This is a genomic window from Brevundimonas sp. (assembly GCF_035561115.1).
Lineage (GTDB): Bacteria > Pseudomonadota > Alphaproteobacteria > Caulobacterales > Caulobacteraceae > Brevundimonas.
Genome location: NZ_DATMYH010000106.1, coordinates 64,136 through 80,842 on the forward strand (window position 1 = coordinate 64,136; position 16,707 = coordinate 80,842).

Sequence of the window (16,707 nt, forward strand, 5' to 3'; positions counted from 1 at the left end):
CTGCGGGTCGGCGACCGTCTCCGGACAAGGCCGCTTTCCGCCCGGCGCGGAGGCGTTGTGCACGGCTATCCCTTGAAGCCCTCCTGATCCAGGAACGCCTGCTCGTCCGGCGTCGTCTCGCGGCCCAGCGCCCGATTCCGGTGCGGGAACCGGCCGAACGTCGCGATCACCCTGTGATGATGCTCGGCCCAGCGGTCGTCGGCGGGGCGCTCCATGGTCTGGAACAGCGCCAGCTGGCGGTCCTGCAGGGCCATGTTCTCGGCGTGCTGCAGCGGCAGGTAGAAGAACCGGCGCAGGTCGTTCTCGATCGCGTGGTCCTGCCGGTCGTCCAGCGCCATGATCGCGAAATGCCGCGCCAGCGGGTCTGTGGCGAAGGCGTGGCCGGTGTTGCGGAAGACATTGCGCGGGAACTGATCCAGCAGGATCAGCAGGGCCAGCGATCCTTCCGGCGTTTCCGCCCAGTGATCCAGCTCGCGCCGCGCGGCCATGAAATGCGCGGTCTCGAACCGCTGCCGGAACAGGGCGTCGAACGCGTCGTCCTTGGCGAACCACTTGCCGGGCCCGGCCTCTTTCCAGAAGCCGACGACGTCCGATGGCGCTATCTGTGTGCTCATGACCGCTCACATAGCCACGCCGCTGCCCGTCTTCCATGACCGCGACTGCGATCTCTCGATTATCCGCGGCAAACGGGTGGCGGTGATCGGCTACGGAAGTCAGGGCCGCACTCATGCCCTGAACCTGCGCGATTCCGGCGTGACCGACATCGTCGTCGGCCTGAAGGCGGCCTCCGCCACCCGGGCGAAAGCGGAAGCCGACGGCTTTCCGGTCCTCACCGCCGGCGAGGCCGCCGCCTCCGCCGACGTCGTCGCCATCATGGTTTCGGACGAGGCCCACCGCGACCTGTGGCGCGACGAGCTGGCCCCCGCCATGAAGCCGGGCGCCGCCCTGGTCTTCGCCCACGGCCTGTCGGTCCGCTTCGGCCTCGTCGAGCCGCGCCCCGACCTCGATGTCATCCTCGCCTCGCCCAAGGGCATCGGGCCGCGCATCCGCGACCTCTATGTCGAAGGGCAGGGGGTCTTCGCCCTGTTCGGGGTGCACCAGGACGCCAGCGGCGGGGCCCATGCCCTCGGCCTGTCCTACGCCGCGGCGCTCGGCTGCGGCCGCAAGGGCATTCTCGAGACCACCTTCGCCGCCGAATGCGAAAGCGACCTGTTCGGCGAGCAGGTCGTGCTGTGCGGCGGGGTCGGCGAACTGATCGACGCCGCCTTCATGAAGCTGGTCAAGGCGGGCTATCCGCCCGAGGTGGCCTGGTTCGAATGTTTCTACGAGGTCAAGCTGGTCACCGACCTGATGTTCGAGCGCGGCATCGCCGGCGCATTCGGCAAGATCTCCAATACGGCGGAGTACGGGGCCTATCTGACCGGACCCCGTATCATAGGCGGCGCATCAACGACCGCCATGGACGTCGTTCTTTCAGAGGTCCGCGACGGCTCGTTCGTCAAACGGCTGATGGCCGACTACGACGCGGGCTCCCCCGATCTGCTGGCCCGCCGCAAGGCGCTGGGCGAGCGCACGATCGAGGCCGTGGGCGCGCATCTGAATGCGGTGGCGGCGAAGGCGGGGGATTGAGGCGGGGAGAGGAGGGCGCCGGCGCGCCCGACCCGCGCTCAAGCAATGCGCCCCCGTGGGGCGAATGCCAGCGCGAGAAAAATGGTCGGAGTGAGAGGATTCGAACCTCCGACCCCTGCGTCCCGAACGCAGTGCTCTACCAGGCTGAGCCACACTCCGACTTGAGGAGGGGGCTTATAGCTAGGGGTTTTCACGCCCGCAAGCGTCGTTTCGCGGTCGGTGAAAATAGTCTCGAAACCGGTTCTTGCATCGCCCGCGGCCTTCGCGTATCTCGACCGCCTTCCGGCGCTTCGGCCCCGGATGCGCCGGACCTGCTGGGGAATGGTGTAATGGTAACACTCCGGTTTTTGGTACCGTCATTCTAGGTTCGAGTCCTAGTTCCCCAGCCATCCGCCTCTCCTGACATCGCGGAGCCTGCGTCCGGAACTGACGCAGGCGCGTGCCACGATCTCCCCATCACCGGATGGAGCGGTCATGGCGCGTTGGATGAAGTGGACGGAGCGGACTCTTCGGACTCATTGGACTGTGTTTTTTTCGGAATCGCGACTAGTGCGCCGCAGCCGTCTCGAGCGGCAGGCGGATGCGCACGCCCACGCCGGCCTCGGGCGCGGTTTCGATGTTCATCGAGCCGCCGAGGTGGTCGACCAGCCCCTGAACCATCAGCAGGCCTTCGCCCGGCGTCAGCGCCTCGGCCCCGATTCCCGAATCGCGGACCACCAGGCTGACGCCTCCCACGGCGCGGGAAAAGGCGACCGCGATCGACCCGCGCCGGTTATCCGGGAAGGCATGACGGCAGGCGTTCGAGATCAGTTCGTGGGTGATGATGGCCAGCGGAAACAGATGGCTGTCGGGCAGGAGCGTCGTCTGGCCGCGGACATCGATCCGCACCGGCCGGCCCTCGCAGGCCCGACCCCAGAAGGCGGCGACGTCGTCCAGATAGCCGGCGAAGTCCAGCGGGCCCTCCGCCGTCATGCGCCGGCCGATCAGTTCCATGGCGGCGGTGACATCGCTGAGCCAGGACAGGTGCCGCACGCTCTCGGGATCGGTCACGCTGCGCAGGCGGATGCCCACCAGCGTCTGCAGCAACTGGTAGCCGCCCAGAACGCGTCGTTGAAGCGCGACGAGGCGATCCTCGGCAGTCGCGGCCATTTCGCCCCCAAGCATTGAAAACCCCGGATTTTCTTAGCCGAGCCGAACCAAATATCCAACGGTGCGTTGGACTGTCCGCTAACCGACACAAATGGTGTACGAGTCGGTGCGCGTTGGGGGTGTTGCGTGTCGAATCCGCCCGACCTTCGGGTCATGATCGTCGAAGACCAGGCCCTGCTCGCCATGGAGCTGGAGCTGGTGCTTGGCGAATCGGGCTGCGATGTCGTGGGCTGCGCCATGGACCGGGCGGGGGCCTTCGCCGTCGCCGAGCGCGAGCGGCCCGACCTCGCCCTGATCGACGTCAATCTGCTGGACGGCCTGACGGGGCCGCAGATCGCCCAGCGAATGGTCGGCGACTTCGACTGCGCCGTCGTCTTCCTGACGGCCAATCCGGAACAGATTCCCGATGGCTTCGCCGGCGCGCTCGGGGCCGTGTCCAAACCGTTCGACGAGGCCACCATCCGGGCCGTCGTGGTTTTCGCGCGCCAGTTCATCCAGCACCGGACCCTGGGCGAGACGCCGCGCCGGTTCCGCCTGGCCCCGTGGCTGACGACGCCGCCGGCGGATATCGCGCCACACTGACCCGGAACGTGCGGCGCGGGCCTCGTCAGCCAGGCGTGAGCCGCGGAAGCTTCACGTGAGGCCGCCGGTCAAATCCAGCCCCGGCCCCGACGGCGGATCGCCGTCGGGCGCCATGTCCAGCTGCATCAGGGTGACGTCCAGCCAGCGCTCGAACTTCCAGCCCACCTGGCGATAGACGCCTGCCTGGCGGAACCCGAGCGATCGGTGCAGGGCGATCGAGGCGGCGCTGGTGTCGCTGTCGCTGATCGCGCCGATGACGTGACGCAGGCCCATCGCCCGGGCCCGGGCGATCAACGCGGCCAGCAAGGCCCGGCCCACGCCGTGCCCCCGCGCGGCCTCCTCGACATAGATCGAGCCCTCGACGCCATAGCGATACGCCGGCCGGGGCCGGAAGGGCGAGGCGTAGGCATAGCCGGCGAACCGGCCGTCGATTTCGGCGACCAGCCAGGGCAGGCCGTGGCGCCTTACCGCCGCGAATCTGCCGGCCATCTCGTCGAGCGTCGGCGGCGTGGTTTCGAAGGTGGCCGTGCCGCCCTCGACTTCACGGCCGTACAAGGCGGCGACAGCCGCCAGATCGCGCTCGTCTGCGTCGCGGAGGAGGGGGGTCATGATCGGCTGTCCCGCGATTCAGGCCCGCTCCCAGCCCTTCTCGATCGCCCAGACCGCGAAGGCGTAGTCGTGGGCGACCTCCTTCAGATAGTCGAAGCGACCCGAGGATCCGGCGTGACCCGCCTCCATATTGATCTTGAGCAGGATGGGTTTGCCCGAGGTCGTCGCAGGACGCAGCTTCGCCACCCATTTCTCCGGCTCCCAATAGGTCACCCGGGGATCGGAAAGCCCGCCCGTGGCCAGCACCGCCGGGTAGGCGCGCGGGGCGACCTGGTCATAGGGGCTGTAGCTCATCATATAGTCGTAGGCCTCGGGATCCTCGATCGGATTGCCCCATTCGGGCCATTCCGGGGGCGTCAGCGGCAGGCTGGTGTCGCTCATGGTGTTGATGACGTCGACGAAAGGCACGCCGCCGATCACCCCGGCCCACAGGTCGGGCCGCATGTTGTTGATCGCTCCCATCAGCATGCCGCCGGCCGACCGGCCCTCCGCGACGATGTTTCCGGCACGGGCGTAGTTGCGCGAAATCAGGTGTTCGGCGGCGGCGATGAAGTCCGTAAAGGTGTTCTTCTTGGTCATCCGCCGCGCGGTCAGGAACCAGTTCCAGCCCTTGTCAGAGCCGCCGCGGACATGGGCGATGGCGTAAATCCAGCCGCGGTCGACCAGCGACAACCTGTTGGTCGAGAAGCTGGCCGGGATCGGACTTCCATATGAGCCATAGCCGTACAGCAGGACCGGGGCCGAGCCGTCGACCGGAGTCGATCTGCGGCGCAGCACCGTCACAGGCACCAGCTCGCCGTCGGGGGCGGGGGCGTTCAGCCGCTCGACCACATAGTCGGCCGGGTCGTGGCCCGACGGCACCTCCTGCACCTTTCGCAGGGTCCGTTCACGCGTCGCCAGATCGTAGTCATAGGTCGAGGTCGGCGTGGACGGCGAGTTGTAGCCGTAGCGCATGATGGTGGTGTCGAACTCCGACGCCCCGCCCAGCGACAGGGAATAGGCCGGCTCGTCCACCGCGATCTCGTGCTCGGCGCCCGCCCGGTCGCGGATGACGATCTTCGTATTGGCGTCGGCCCGTTCCTGGCGGCCGATGTAGTCCCTGACCAGGGCCACGCTCTCAATGAACCGGCCCGGCGTATGGGCGACCAGATCGGTCCAGTGGGCCTTGGCGGGTGAGGCGGTGGGCGCCGCGACGATCTTGAAGTCGATGGCGCCGTCGGCGTTGGTGCGGATGACCCAGCGGTCACCCCAGTGATCCGCCTCGTACAGCCGGCCGACGTGGCGCGGCTCCAGCACGACGGGCGTCGCAGTCGGCGTGGCGGCGGGGATGACGCGGGCTTCCGCGGTCTCCTGATTGGCGATGGAGATCAGGATGAAGGCATCGTCGGCAGTGCGACCGACGCTGATGAACATGCCGTCGTCGGCTTCCTCATAGACCAGGCTGGTCTCCCCGCCGCGAACCGGCCGGCGGAAGATCTTGTCCGGCCGGCCGTTGTCGTCGCGGTTGGTCCAGAAAATCCACTGGCTGTCCGGCGAGAAGGTAAAGTCGCCGGTGGCGGAGCCGATCGGATCGGGGAGAACCGCGCCGGTGGCCAGGTCCTTGATGAAAATCTGATGCACTTCCGACCCCTGCGCATCCTCTGCGTAGGCGAACAGGGCGTGATCGGGGCTGTGGTCGGCGGCCGAAACCTCGGAATAGGCCTTGCCGGCGGCCAGGGCGTTGGCGTCGAGCAGCAGCTGGCCCGCACCACCCTCGCGCGGCTTGCGCATGTAGCGGGGGTGCTGATCGCCGGTCTGGTATTCGGTGTAATAGGCCCAGGCGCCGTCGGGCGAGGGGACCGACGAGTCCGCCTCCTTGATCCGCCCCTTCATCTCCTCGAACATCGCGGCCTGCAACGGCAGGGTCGAGGCCATCATGGCCTCGCGATAGGCGTTCTCGGCCAGCAGATGTTCCTTGACGTCGGCCTTGATCACGGTCGGGTCGCGCAGGACGGTCTGCCAGTTGTCGTCCTTCATCCACTGATAGTCGTCGGTACGGGTCCGGCCCAGCTGTTCGATCGTCACGGGAATCTTCCTGGCGACGGGCGGGACGGGAAGATTCTGCGGCATCGAGGCTCCGGGCGTGCGGGCTGAAACGGGAAGGGCGCTGGCGGCGAGCGCGGCGGCGGACGTGGCGAGAAGATCGCGGCGGTTCATGGAGGCCCCCTAGGATGACGGCGGACCTTGTGCGCGCGGGCGACCCGCCGTCAAATGAACAAACGCCGCTGACCCGATAGGGGATGATGTTCGATCTTCAGACGCCCCCTGAACCGGTCCAGGAGCCGCCGCCCGTGGCGGGTCTGTCGGCGCCGCCCTGGGACCTGACGGTCGGCCTGATCAACGCCACCGTGCAGATCGACCAGATGAATGGAGACGGCACCCGTCGTGTTGGAACCGCCTTCCTGATCGATGCGCCGCGTCCCGACGGGGAGCCCCGGACGGTGCTGGTCACGGCCCATCACGTGGTTTCGGGGATGAGAGCCGCCGAGGCGCGGATCGGCTGGCGGGTTGAAAGTCCAGACGGCGGCTGGCGCTTCGCCCCTGAAACGCTGCGTATTCGCGACGAGGCGGGCGAGCCGGTCTGGATCAAGCATCCGGACCGGGACATTGCGGTAATGGAGGTGTCCGCGCCACCCGCCTTCGCCCGCGCCGCCATTCCGCTGGCGTGGCTGGCGGACGAAGAGTCTCTCGACGCGTGGCAGGTCGGACCGGGCGACGAGCTGTTCACCCTGGGGTTTCCCCGCGGCTATGCGTCGAACACGGCGGGGTTTCCGATCCTGAGAGTAGGCCGGGTTGGTTCCTGGCCTCTAACCCCAATAGAGAGGTTTCCAGTATTCCTGCTTGATTTTCCAGTTTTTCCCGGAAATTCAGGTGGGCCCGTTTTCTGGACCCCGGCCGCGCGGAAGCTGCCCGGGACCGTGCAGCCGGATCATCCCTTCATCGCCGGGGTGCTGACATCCGAGGTGAGGCCCTCTGATCAGCCGCTGGGCATCGGCCTGGTGGCCCACGCCAACTATGTCCGCGAAGCCATTGTCCTGCTTGAGGCCGCTGAGCAGGCGGCGGCGGGACCGTAGATGTTGAACGCGCCGACCGGAGCGGCGATAACAGGACCACGCTGTTATTTTCGGTGAAGGCGCGAAGCCGATCGTTCCGGTTCGGGAACGGCGCGAAGGACCGATCCCTTGTCGTTCAATCTGACGCTTGCCACCGGCCGCCTTGTCATCTGCGTCACCGATCGACGGCTGTCCTCGCCGGATGGCCGGCGCATCGTCACAGAACGCTCAAACAAGCTGACGGTCTTCAGGTGCCGCGATGCTCATGGCCTCATCACCTACAATGGCGTCGGGCAGGATTTCGAAGGGGCCACGCCGAGCGACTGGCTGGCGAACCTTACCGCTCTTCCGGATCAGATGCTCGATGCCGCTGTCGAAGCAATCAGGTTTGACGCCGATCGCCGACTGGAGGCGGTCCGGGCGCGAGGCGTCGATGTTCGCCACAGCTTCGTTCTGAGCGGCTTCCGGCGCGGGACTCCCTTCATTCAAATGATCTCCAATTACGAGTCTCTGGGGACGGAGGGGGCGCTTCCGGTCGCCGAAGCGCGACTCACCGTCAGCGGAACTTCTCTCTCAACCAGCACGACGGCCGGAACGCCATTTGCCTTGGTCGCGACTGGCGCACATCCGCGTCGCCTGGCTCATCTCCAGCGGATCGCTGATCGCGTACGCGACGGCGCAGCCCCGGGGGAACTCCGCAAGATGATGGTGAAGGTCGTCAAAGACATCGCCTATGGACAAGGGCGACGGGGTTCGGTCGGCACGAGCGTTCAAAGCGCCATGGTGGGGCCGGTTTCCGGATTTGAGACCTCCGGCCACATCCCTGGCGGAACGACGTTGCAGGAGATGCCCAACTTCCTTGCGCCCGGCATGCTCTTCAAAGACATCTATATCGATGTCTCGGGGTCACCGGATCCCCGAGGCAGATACGACCTCGTCCGACGCAAGGCCCGCATCGCCGAAACAAGCTGCAAAACGTGCGGCAATCCTGTTCCGGAAGGTTATCGCAGATGTGGAATCTGCGATGAGGTTGTCCACCCCACATAGACCTTCCAAGCCGGCAACGGTTCCGGGCGAGCCACGCTTGCGTAAGCCCAGGGAGTCGAGTGTGGTCACACTCTAAATGCGCATAAGATATATTATGTGAAATATCGTTTGCAGTTTGCGCCTCAGGCCTGCCTGGGCCGGTCCTGCAGCCGCGCCGCCAGACTGGACGTGTCCCAGCGCGCGCCGCCCATGGATTGCACCTCGGAATAAAATTGATCGACCAGCGCGGTGAGCGCCAGATGCGCGCCGTTGGCCCGCGCCTCGTCGAGCACAAGTCCGAGATCCTTGCGCATCCAGTCGACTGCAAAGCCGAAATCGAACCGCCCCTCGGCCATCGTCGCCCAGCGGTTGTCCATCTGCCAGGACTGGGCCGCGCCCTTGGATATGGCGTCATAGGCCGCCCCGGTGTCCAGACCCGCGACCTGGGCGAAATGAACCGCCTCCGCCAACCCTTGCACGACGCCGGCGATGGCGATCTGGTTGACCATCTTGGTCAGCTGGCCCGCGCCGGACGGCCCCATGTGCTTCACCGCCTTCGAATAGGCCATCAGCGCGGGTTCGGCCCTGGTCAGGGCGTCGGAGTCGCCGCCGGCCATGACGCTGAGCTGGCCATTCTCGGCCCCGGCCTGACCGCCGGAGACCGGCGCATCGATGAAGGTGCGGCCCTGTCCGGCCGCCAGAGCCGCCATTTCGCGCGCCACCTTCGCAGACGTCGTCGTGTGATCGACAACGGTCGCTCCGGCGTTCAGGTGCGGCAGCGCCGCGTCGACGACCTGCCGGACGTCGTCGTCATTGCCGACGCACAGGATGAACAGGTCCGCGCCGGTCGCCGCCTCGGCGACCGTCGCGGCGAACCGGCCGCCGCTGGCCCCGGCCCATGTCCGCGCCTTGTCGGCGGTCCGGTTGAAGCCGGTCACCTCATGTCCTGCATGAACCAGATGTCGCGCCATCGGCCCGCCCATCACGCCCAGGCCCGCGAAACCGATCTTCATTCTTCAGGCTCCGGCGCGACGCCGTATCGGCCGCGATAATAGACAAGGGCCGCACCCGGCCGGGTTTCAAAACTGCGCACCGCTCCCACAATCGTCAGGTGATCGCCCATGACGATCCGTTCGGTCGCGGTGCAGTCCAGTCGCGTCAGGGCGTTTTTCAGCCGCGGCGGCTCCGCGCTGGAGCTGTCGAACTCGTCCGACGACAGACGGCAGACGCCCCAGGCGAAACGGTCCGACATCTCGCGATCCTCGGCCGGCAGCATGTGCACGGCGAAGCGGTCGGCGGCCGCAAAGGCGTTGTGGCGATCCGATGTGCGATCCAGGCACCACAGCACCAGCGGAGGCGTCAGCGACACAGAGGTGAAGGAGTTGATCGTGATGCCGAAGGGCCCCTCCTCCGTATGGGCGGTCACCACGCAGACGCCGGTCGCGAAACCGCCCAGCGCGCGGCGGTAGGCGAAAATGTCGGATGCAGGGTCGGAGGGCGTGCTCACACCGCGACGACTAGGCGAGGCCCCGCCCCGGAGCAAGACCGGGCGGTATGGGAAACGCGGTCTTAACCTTGCCGCATCCATCTTCGCGGCGAGTTCACCGTCGAGGCCGCGTCCCATGTCCATGAGCGATCGTCCGATCCTCATCAAGAAGGTCAAGAAGGTCATCGGCGGCGGCCACCATGGCGGCGCGTGGAAGGTGGCCTATGCCGACTTCGTGACGGCCATGATGGCCTTCTTCCTGTTGATGTGGCTGATCAATACGACCGACCCCGAACAGAAACGCGGCATCGCCGAATATTTCGCTCCGGCCAGCGTCTCGCAGACGACCTCGGGTTCGGGCGGCATCCTGGGCGGGACATCGCTGGGCGACGACGGGGCCAAGGGCTCGGGCTCGCAATCGGTGATCAGCGCGCTGGCGCCCGAAGCGCCGCCGGACGCGCCCGCCGAGGCCGGCCAGAGCCAGAACCTCGCGGCCGCCAGCGAAGCGGCCCTGCGCGAGGAGATCGCCCGCCGCGAGGCCGCCGAATTCTCCTCGGCCGCCGAATCACTGCGTCAGGCGATGCAATCGATGCCCGAGCTGGCCGAGCTGTCGAAACAGCTGATCATCGACCAGACGCCCGAAGGCCTGCGCATCCAGCTGGTCGACCAGGAAGGCCGCTCGATGTTCGAGCAGAATTCGGCGCGGCCCAATCCCCGGGCCCAGCTGCTGTTGCGGACCATCTCGAAGGTCATCACCCAGCTGCCCAACCGCATCTCGGTGACGGGCCATACCTCGGCGGCGCCGGGATCGAACCGCGCCACCGGTCCCAACGACTGGACCCTGTCCGCGAGCCGCGCCAACGCCTCGCGGCTGATCCTCCAGGGGGCGGGCGTTGATCCGGACCGCGTCTATCAGGTCTCGGGCAAGGCGGGTTCCGACCCGCTCTATCCCGACGATCCGACCCTGGCCGGCAACCGTCGCATCGCCATCGTCCTGCTGCGCGAGGCGCCGGTCCTGCCCACGGACACCAGCCTGTGACCCTCCGCCCCGCACAAGCGTGTGGGGTGAACGGGCTTGCCCCGCGAGGCGACGCGGGCGCAAATCATCCCATGACGGGACGATGGCCAGATTGTCGACGAAATCGGGTGCGGATGTAACGCCGTGACCTTCGTTCCCCAGCGCCAGCTTCGCTTCTACATGACCTCGGTGGCCCCCTGCCCCTATCTGCCCGGGCAAACCGAGCGGAAGGTGTTCGCCAACCTGCCGTTCAGCGAGGGCGCCCACGTCAATGACGAGCTGACCCAGGCCGGGTTCCGCCGCAGCCAGAACATCGCCTACCGCCCGGCCTGCGAGGCCTGCGACGCCTGCGTCTCGGTGCGGCTGCCCGTGCCCGAGTTCGCCTTCTCGCGCTCGCAGCGGCGGGTGCTGAAGCGGAACGCCGACCTGTCGCGCGATCTGGTCGAGGCCGAGGCGACGACCGAGCAGTTCGACCTGCTGCGCCGCTATCTGAACGGCCGCCATCCGGGCGGGGGGATGAGCGCCATGAGCTGGCTCGACTATGTCGCCATGGTCGAGGATACGGCCGTGCGCACCCATCTGATCGAATATCGCCTGCCCTCGCCCGACGGCGGGCCCGGGGATCTGGTGGGGGTCTGCCTGACCGATCTGCTCGGGGACGGGCTGTCGATGGTCTACAGCTTCTTCGAGCCGGGGATGGAAGCCCGCAGCCTCGGCCGGTTCGCCATCCTCGATCACGTGCGTCAGGCGACCGCGGTGAACCTGCCGTTCGTCTATCTGGGCTACTGGGTCCGGGGGTCGCGCAAGATGGACTACAAGGCCGACTTCCGGCCGATGGAGCAGCTGACCCGGCTGGGTTGGGAACGGATGATCGATCAGCCTGCAGCGGGCGTCGACGTCGCATAGCCGGACGGGCCGGAACCGGTCTCGCCGCCGATCCACGGGCCGGGATCCCGCCCTCCCCCGAATTTCACCAGGGCGTCGACCCGCTTCTGGATCGACGGATGGCTGGCGAACAGGCCTTCAAGACCGACGCCGTCCGGCTGGTTGTCGAGGAACAGCTGCTGGAGTTCGTCGGGTCCCTTGAGCGAGGAGCGGCCCTCGACCTTGCGCAGGGCCGAGATCATGGCGTCGGGGTTCTTGGTCAACTCGACGGCCCCGGCGTCGGCGACGTACTCGCGCGTGCGCGACAGCAGCATGCGGATGACAATGGCGAGGGCGAAGCCCACGACGGCGAAGGCCAGGCCGATCAGGACCAGCGGGAGCGCGTTCTTGTTGTCGTCCCGGCGGCTGCCCCCGCTCGAATACATCAGGCCCCGGAAGACCAGTTCGGCGATGACGCTGATGATGCCCGCGAAGATCGAGGCGATCACCATGGTCCGCACATCCTTGTTGATGACGTGGGTCAGTTCGTGCGCCAGAACCGCCTCGAGTTCGTCGCGGGTCAGGGTGTCGACGAGACCGCGGGTGACGGTGATGCTGTACCGGCCCTCGTGCAGGCCGGTGGCGAAGGCGTTGAGGCTGTCGTTGTCGATGATGCGCAGGGTCGGGGTGCGGAGGCCGCGCGAGATGGCGAGATTTTCCAGCAGGTTGTAGAGGTCAGGTTCAGATTTCCTCTCAACCTTACGGGCCCCGGTCATCAGGTCGATCATGGTCTGGCTGCCGAAGTAGGAGATGGCGAACCAGATGCCGGCGACGATGAAGGCCAGGGGCACGGTGCCGCCCAGCCATGAGGCGGCCAGGGCCATGTCCTCGCCCAGACCGCGCCCGGTCCCCGGCAGGAAACCCAGCCCCATCAGGATCAGCTGCACCCCGTAGATGATGCCCACCATCAGGACCGGAAAGCCCGCCAGCAGCAGGACCGAGCGGGTGTTGTTCGCCCATATGTGGGTCTGGAGCCCGACGGCGCCCATCAATTCAGCCTCTTACGCCGTGAAGCTGACCTTGGGCGGGGCGGCGGTCATCGCAGCGCGGTCGCCCTCGCCCAGGTCGAAGAAGGGCTTGTCGGAACCGAAGCCGACCATGCCGGCGAACAGGACGGTCGGGAACTGGCGGCGCACGGCGTTGAATTCGGAAACCGCATTGTTGAAGAAGCGGCGGGCGGCGGCGAGTTTGTTCTCGATGTCCGACAGCTCGCGCTGCAGTTCGAGGAAGTTGGTGTTGGCCTTGAGGTCCGGATAGGCCTCGGCGACGGCGAACAGACGGCCCAGGGCGCCGGTCAGCAGGTTCTCGGCCTGGACCTTGTCGTTGACGGAGGTGGCGCCGGCGGCGGCCGCGCGGGCGGCGGTGACGGCGTCCAGGGTGCCGCGCTCGTGCGTGGCGTAGCCCTTCACGGTCTCGACGAGGTTGGGGATCAGGTCGTGCCGCTGCTTCAGCTGGACGTCGATGTCGGCGAACGACTGGTCGGCCCGCTGGTCCAGGGCGACCAGCCTGTTGTAGGCGCCGACGATGACGAAAAGCACCACGGCGACGATGACGGCGATGACGATCAGGGTGGTCAGCATGGCGGTCTCCAACCTCGGCCGATGATCGACCGTTCAGGGATTATCGGGCGCCGGGGCGACGCTCGATAGTGAAATCGGCGTTAGCTCTGCGGCGGCGCCCCTCCACCGCTTCGCGGTCCCCCTCCCCGCTCCGCGGGGAGGAGACGGTTTACCTGAACTTCCTCAACCCCCTCGGCCCCTGCCGTCCCGCCCCGGCGCGCTTGCCCAGCCAGTCCTTCCAGTCGGGCCAGTTGCGGCGGCGGGCCCCGCCGTCGACCCATTCGGGGCCGTGGGCGCTGTCGAAGACCGTGACGTCGGCGAGGCCGCCCTGTTTGTAGGATTGCAGCTTGACGCCCTTGCCGCGGCCCATCTCGGGCAGTTCGGCGATGGGGAAGATCAGGGCCTTGATGTTGTCGCCGATGGTCGCGACGTGGTCGCCGACGACGCGCAGGGCGGCCTGCATCTCGCCGTTGAGCACCTGTTTGCCGCCCCGCTTCTGGGCCAGCAACTCGTCCTCAGGGGCGATGAAGCCGTAGCCGGCCTTCGAGGCGATCAGCAGCCTGCCGCCCGGCTGGTGCATCAGCAGATTGACGATCCCGGCCTTTTCGTCGAGGTCGATCATCAGCCGCAGCGGCTCGCCGTGGCCCCGGCCGGACGCCAGCCTGTCGGCGCCGACCGTGAAGATGCGGCCGTCCGTGGCCGCCACCAGCAGCTTGTCGGTCGTGTAGCCGGGGACGAGGAAGGCGAGGCTGTCGCCCTCCTTGAACTTGAGCTCGGACGGGTCCTCGACCTTGCCCCTGGCTGCGCGGATCCAGCCGCGTTCCGACAGGATGACGGTGATGGCCTCGCGCGGGATGAAGGCCTCGACGGAGGCGAAGGCGGCGCTGTCGATGGCCTCGGCGATGGTGGTGCGGCGCGGCGAGACCAGGGCCTTGCGCACGGCTTCCAGGTCCTTGCCGACCTGTTTCCACTGTTTGGCCGGTGAGGACGACAGCGATTGCAGCGCCGCAAGTTCATCGGACAGGGTCTTGTATTCGTTCTCGATCGTCATTTCCTCGATCCGCGCCAGCTGGCGCAGTCGGGTGTCGAGGATGAAGTCGGCCTGGAGCTCGCTGAGACCGAAGCGGGCGATCAGGACGGCCTTGGGCTGCTCCTCCTCGCGGACGATGCGGATGACCTCGTCGAGGTTGAGGAAGACGATCCGCAGGCCTTCCAGCAGGTGCAGCCGCTTCTCGACGCGCTCGATGCGCCAGTTGGCGCGCCGGACCAGGACGTCGCGGCGGTGATCGAGGAAGGCCTGCAGACAGGCCTTCAGCCCCATGACCCGCGGCGTGCCGGTGGCGTCCAGCACGTTCATATTGATCGGGAAGCGGACCTCGAGATCCGAGAGCTTGAACAGGCTCTCCATAAGGACTTCAGGCTCGACCGTTCGGCTCTTCGGTTCGATGACCAGCCGGATGTCCTCGGCCGACTCATCGCGGACGTCGCCCAGCAACGGAGCCTTCTTGTGCTCGATCAGGTCCGCCAGGTCGGCGATGAGCTTCGACTTCTGCACCTGGTACGGCATCTCGGTGACGACGATGCGCCACACGCCGCGGCCGAGGTCCTCGGTCTCCCAGCGGGCGCGCAGGCGGACGCCACCGCGGCCCGTCTCATAGGCGTCGAGGATGGAGGCGTGGCCTTCGACGGCGACGCCGCCGGTCGGGAAGTCGGGCCCCGGAACGATGGCCGCCAGTTCCTCGGTCGTCGCGTCCGGGCGGTCCAGCAGGACGTGGCAGGCGTCGATCAGCTCGCCGACATTGTGCGGCGGGATCGAGGTGGCCATGCCGACGGCGATGCCCGACGAGCCGTTGGCCAGCAGGTTGGGGAAGCCGGCCGGCAGGACGATCGGCTCCTCGTCCTGATCGTCATAGGTGGCCTTGAAGTCCACCGAGTCCTGGTCGATGCCCTCCATCAGCAGGACGGCGGCGGCGGTCAGCTTGCACTCGGTGTAGCGCATGGCCGCGGCGTTATCGCCGTCGATGTTGCCGAAATTGCCCTGGCCGTCGACCAGCGGATACCGCTGCGAAAAGTCCTGGGCGAGGCGCACGAGCGCGTCATAGATCGAGGCGTCGCCGTGCGGGTGGTAGCCGCCCATGACCTCGCCGACGACCTTGGCGCATTTGCGCGCCGCCGCCTGCGGGTTCAGCCGCATCTGGTGCATGGCGTACATGATGCGCCGGTGCACGGGCTTGAAGCCGTCGCGCACGTCCGGCAGGGCGCGGTTGGTGATGGTCGACAGCGCATAGGCGAGATAGCGGCGCGACAGCGCCTCGCTCATCGGCTCGTCTATGATGCGTCCGCCTTCCGGCGGCGGGGTGTGAACGGTCATGGGGTCCGAATCGGCGGTCTGGAGCGGGAAGTCTAGCGCGGACCCGCTGGAACGGGGGACGTCTGCGCGTCAGCCTGTGGGCAAGCCTCCTCAGCCGCCGCGCGCGACCAGATCGTCGAGCCGGATCGCCTGTTCCAGCCGGACCGCGCCGGCGACGTCACGGATTTCGGCCAGGACGGTCGGTCGGGCGGCGTCCCAGCCCACGGTCAGCAGGCCGAAATTCCGGTCCCGATACGCCTCCCCGACCCGTCGCGCATTGGGTGGCAGAACGGGCCAGACCTCGGTGAGGCCGGACGAGGTGATGTCCCACAGCGGATAGGGGGTGTTGACGTCCAGCCGCGAAATCTCGGCGTAATGGGTGTCGCCCGACAGGCAGATCAGGCGGTCGGCCCCGCGCTCGCGGATGGCGGCGATCAGGCGCTGGTGGTCGTGGGCGAAATTGATCCAGCCTTCCCAGCCGGGGAAGTCGGCCACGACCTGAAGGCTGGATCCGAACAGGCGAAGATCGGCCGGGACCGACAGCTGTTCTTCCAGCCAGCGCCACTGGGTCTCGCCCAGTTGGGTGGCCATGGCTTCCGGGTTGCGCGCGTAGGGGCCGGGCGTCGGCTCGCCGGCCTCGGCGCGCTTTTCGATCCAGGCGTCATAGTCCTGGCCGCCCAGTTCCAGCGGGACCAGCGGGGTGCGGTTCCAGCGCAGGTCGGGCAGGATGACCTGCACCCGGCGTCCTGGCGGGCCGAAGACGTGGGCCGTATAGATGCCGTCGCGCGACCGGCGCGGGCTGTCGGCGGGCTCGCCGAAGAAGTCCAGGAACAGCCGGCGGCTCTCCTCCTTCATCGGATAGTCAATGCCCGCGTCATTCTCACCGTAGTCGTGGTCGTCCCAGATGGCCAGGATCGGCACGCTGGCCTTCAGCCGCTGGAAGCCCGGCTGGGCGGCCAGTTCGGCGTATTTGCGGCGCATCGCCGCCGGGTCGCGGGTGTCCAGATAGACGTTGTCGCCGAGGAAGATGAACAGGTCCGGCCGCGTGGCGAGCACGGCGTCCCAGATCGGCTGGGGCTTGTCGCTCCTGGCGCAGGAGCCGAAGGCGATCCGGGTCAGGGTGCGGTCAGCCTGCGGATGCGGATCGGGCGCCGCCCGGGCGGCGCCGGCGATCAGACCTGCGCCGGCTGTTGCAGCCATCAGGCCGCGTCTCGAGAAACCGTTCATCTCGTCATCCCTGGAACTGTAGAAAACAAACGGGGCGCACCGTCTCGATGCGCCCC

16 protein-coding genes and 2 tRNA genes are annotated in these 16,707 nt (G+C 67.4%); 7 read left to right on the forward strand and 11 right to left on the reverse strand.

Annotated elements, in window-relative coordinates:
• Nucleotides 1-65: 65 nt before the first annotated feature.
• Nucleotides 66-614, reverse strand: coding sequence for a DUF924 family protein (locus tag VN378_RS14045; protein WP_325744186.1), 549 nt, complete (start codon nucleotides 612-614; stop codon nucleotides 66-68).
• On the opposite strand from VN378_RS14045, the gene ilvC reads away from it, so the two are divergent.
• Nucleotides 613-1,629 (forward strand): ketol-acid reductoisomerase, encoded by a 1,017-nt coding sequence (gene ilvC / locus VN378_RS14050; protein WP_325744187.1) that lies wholly within the window; start codon nucleotides 613-615, stop codon nucleotides 1,627-1,629. The two genes, VN378_RS14045 and ilvC, sit on opposite strands and share 2 nt — an antisense overlap.
• A gap of 82 nt (nucleotides 1,630-1,711) precedes the next feature.
• On the opposite strand, the gene VN378_RS14055 is transcribed toward ilvC, so the two are convergent.
• Nucleotides 1,712-1,788, reverse strand: a tRNA-Pro gene (locus VN378_RS14055).
• A 156-nt stretch (nucleotides 1,789-1,944) separates the two neighbouring features.
• Here VN378_RS14055 and VN378_RS14060 point away from each other — a divergent pair.
• Nucleotides 1,945-2,018 (forward strand) — tRNA-Gln (locus VN378_RS14060).
• Nucleotides 2,019-2,175: 157 nt separating this feature from the next.
• On the opposite strand, the gene VN378_RS14065 is transcribed toward VN378_RS14060, so the two are convergent.
• A complete protein-coding gene (locus VN378_RS14065; protein WP_325744188.1) occupies nucleotides 2,176-2,778 on the reverse strand; it encodes a sensor histidine kinase in 603 nt (200 codons plus the stop codon).
• A 126-nt stretch (nucleotides 2,779-2,904) separates the two neighbouring features.
• Here VN378_RS14065 and VN378_RS14070 point away from each other — a divergent pair, with 126 nt between their 5' ends.
• Nucleotides 2,905-3,360: a response regulator gene (locus tag VN378_RS14070; protein ID WP_325744189.1), complete on the forward strand. Its 456-nt coding sequence runs from the start codon at nucleotides 2,905-2,907 to the stop codon at nucleotides 3,358-3,360.
• 51 nt (nucleotides 3,361-3,411) lie between these two features.
• Here VN378_RS14070 and VN378_RS14075 read toward each other — a convergent pair whose 3' ends face one another.
• A complete protein-coding gene (locus VN378_RS14075; RefSeq protein WP_325744190.1) occupies nucleotides 3,412-3,969 on the reverse strand; it encodes a GNAT family N-acetyltransferase in 558 nt (185 codons plus the stop codon).
• An 18-nt stretch (nucleotides 3,970-3,987) separates the two neighbouring features.
• Nucleotides 3,988-6,165, reverse strand: coding sequence for a S9 family peptidase (locus tag VN378_RS14080; protein ID WP_325744191.1), 2,178 nt, complete (start codon nucleotides 6,163-6,165; stop codon nucleotides 3,988-3,990).
• Nucleotides 6,166-6,251: 86 nt separating this feature from the next.
• On the opposite strand from VN378_RS14080, the gene VN378_RS14085 reads away from it, so the two are divergent.
• A complete protein-coding gene (locus VN378_RS14085; RefSeq protein ID WP_325744192.1) occupies nucleotides 6,252-7,082 on the forward strand; it encodes a serine protease in 831 nt (276 codons plus the stop codon).
• Nucleotides 7,083-7,190: 108 nt separating this feature from the next.
• Nucleotides 7,191-8,108 carry a hypothetical protein gene (locus VN378_RS14090; protein ID WP_325744193.1) on the forward strand — a complete coding sequence of 306 codons (918 nt, stop codon included), beginning with the start codon at nucleotides 7,191-7,193 and terminating at the stop codon, nucleotides 8,106-8,108.
• A gap of 122 nt (nucleotides 8,109-8,230) precedes the next feature.
• Here the strand turns inward: VN378_RS14090 and VN378_RS14095 are convergent, their stop codons facing one another.
• Nucleotides 8,231-9,100 carry an NAD(P)-dependent oxidoreductase gene (locus tag VN378_RS14095; RefSeq protein ID WP_325744194.1) on the reverse strand — a complete coding sequence of 290 codons (870 nt, stop codon included), beginning with the start codon at nucleotides 9,098-9,100 and terminating at the stop codon, nucleotides 8,231-8,233.
• Entirely contained in the window at nucleotides 9,097-9,594 is a 498-nt protein-coding gene (locus VN378_RS14100) for a flavin reductase family protein (protein ID WP_325744195.1), read from the reverse strand. The genes VN378_RS14095 and VN378_RS14100 overlap by 4 nt, the downstream gene beginning before the upstream one ends.
• Before the next feature lie 115 nt (nucleotides 9,595-9,709).
• On the opposite strand from VN378_RS14100, the gene VN378_RS14105 reads away from it, so the two are divergent.
• Together VN378_RS14105 and VN378_RS14110 are read left to right on the forward strand one after the other, a co-directional pair.
• Nucleotides 9,710-10,612, forward strand: a complete 903-nt coding sequence (locus tag VN378_RS14105) for a flagellar motor protein MotB (protein WP_325744196.1) — start codon at nucleotides 9,710-9,712, stop codon at nucleotides 10,610-10,612.
• A gap of 123 nt (nucleotides 10,613-10,735) precedes the next feature.
• Nucleotides 10,736-11,497: an arginyltransferase gene (locus VN378_RS14110; RefSeq protein WP_325744197.1), complete on the forward strand. Its 762-nt coding sequence runs from the start codon at nucleotides 10,736-10,738 to the stop codon at nucleotides 11,495-11,497.
• On the opposite strand, the gene VN378_RS14115 is transcribed toward VN378_RS14110, so the two are convergent.
• From VN378_RS14115 to VN378_RS14130, 4 genes are all read right to left on the reverse strand, one after another.
• Nucleotides 11,467-12,504 (reverse strand): M48 family metallopeptidase, encoded by a 1,038-nt coding sequence (locus tag VN378_RS14115; RefSeq protein ID WP_325744198.1) that lies wholly within the window; start codon nucleotides 12,502-12,504, stop codon nucleotides 11,467-11,469. The genes VN378_RS14110 and VN378_RS14115 overlap by 31 nt on opposite strands.
• Nucleotides 12,505-12,516: 12 nt before the next feature.
• The gene (locus tag VN378_RS14120; RefSeq protein WP_325744199.1) at nucleotides 12,517-13,095 is read right to left on the reverse strand and encodes a LemA family protein; all 579 of its coding nucleotides are present in this window, start codon (nucleotides 13,093-13,095) and stop codon (nucleotides 12,517-12,519) included.
• Between the two features lie 148 nt (nucleotides 13,096-13,243).
• Complete coding sequence (gene parC / locus VN378_RS14125; protein WP_325744200.1) at nucleotides 13,244-15,445, reverse strand: DNA topoisomerase IV subunit A; 2,202 nt, start codon at nucleotides 15,443-15,445, stop codon at nucleotides 13,244-13,246.
• 90 nt (nucleotides 15,446-15,535) lie between these two features.
• Nucleotides 15,536-16,624 (reverse strand): alkaline phosphatase D family protein, encoded by a 1,089-nt coding sequence (locus VN378_RS14130; RefSeq protein WP_325744201.1) that lies wholly within the window; start codon nucleotides 16,622-16,624, stop codon nucleotides 15,536-15,538.
• Nucleotides 16,625-16,707: the final 83 nt, after the last annotated feature.

What these genes read in the sequence shown, in the direction of transcription:
- ilvC (WP_325744187.1), top strand. Translation starts at nt 613, where the DNA reads ATGACCGCTCACATAGCCACGCCGCTGCCCGTCTTCCATGACCGCGAC.
- VN378_RS14045 (WP_325744186.1), bottom strand. Translation starts at nt 614, where the DNA reads ATGAGCACACAGATAGCGCCATCGGACGTCGTCGGCTTCTGGAAAGAG.
- VN378_RS14065 (WP_325744188.1), bottom strand. Translation starts at nt 2,778, where the DNA reads ATGGCCGCGACTGCCGAGGATCGCCTCGTCGCGCTTCAACGACGCGTT.
- VN378_RS14075 (WP_325744190.1), bottom strand. Translation starts at nt 3,969, where the DNA reads ATGACCCCCCTCCTCCGCGACGCAGACGAGCGCGATCTGGCGGCTGTC.
- VN378_RS14080 (WP_325744191.1), bottom strand. Translation starts at nt 6,165, where the DNA reads ATGAACCGCCGCGATCTTCTCGCCACGTCCGCCGCCGCGCTCGCCGCC.
- VN378_RS14085 (WP_325744192.1), top strand. Translation starts at nt 6,252, where the DNA reads ATGTTCGATCTTCAGACGCCCCCTGAACCGGTCCAGGAGCCGCCGCCC.
- VN378_RS14095 (WP_325744194.1), bottom strand. Translation starts at nt 9,100, where the DNA reads ATGAAGATCGGTTTCGCGGGCCTGGGCGTGATGGGCGGGCCGATGGCG.
- VN378_RS14105 (WP_325744196.1), top strand. Translation starts at nt 9,710, where the DNA reads ATGTCCATGAGCGATCGTCCGATCCTCATCAAGAAGGTCAAGAAGGTC.
- VN378_RS14115 (WP_325744198.1), bottom strand. Translation starts at nt 12,504, where the DNA reads ATGGGCGCCGTCGGGCTCCAGACCCACATATGGGCGAACAACACCCGC.
- VN378_RS14120 (WP_325744199.1), bottom strand. Translation starts at nt 13,095, where the DNA reads ATGCTGACCACCCTGATCGTCATCGCCGTCATCGTCGCCGTGGTGCTT.
- parC (WP_325744200.1), bottom strand. Translation starts at nt 15,445, where the DNA reads ATGACCGTTCACACCCCGCCGCCGGAAGGCGGACGCATCATAGACGAG.
- VN378_RS14130 (WP_325744201.1), bottom strand. Translation starts at nt 16,624, where the DNA reads ATGGCTGCAACAGCCGGCGCAGGTCTGATCGCCGGCGCCGCCCGGGCG.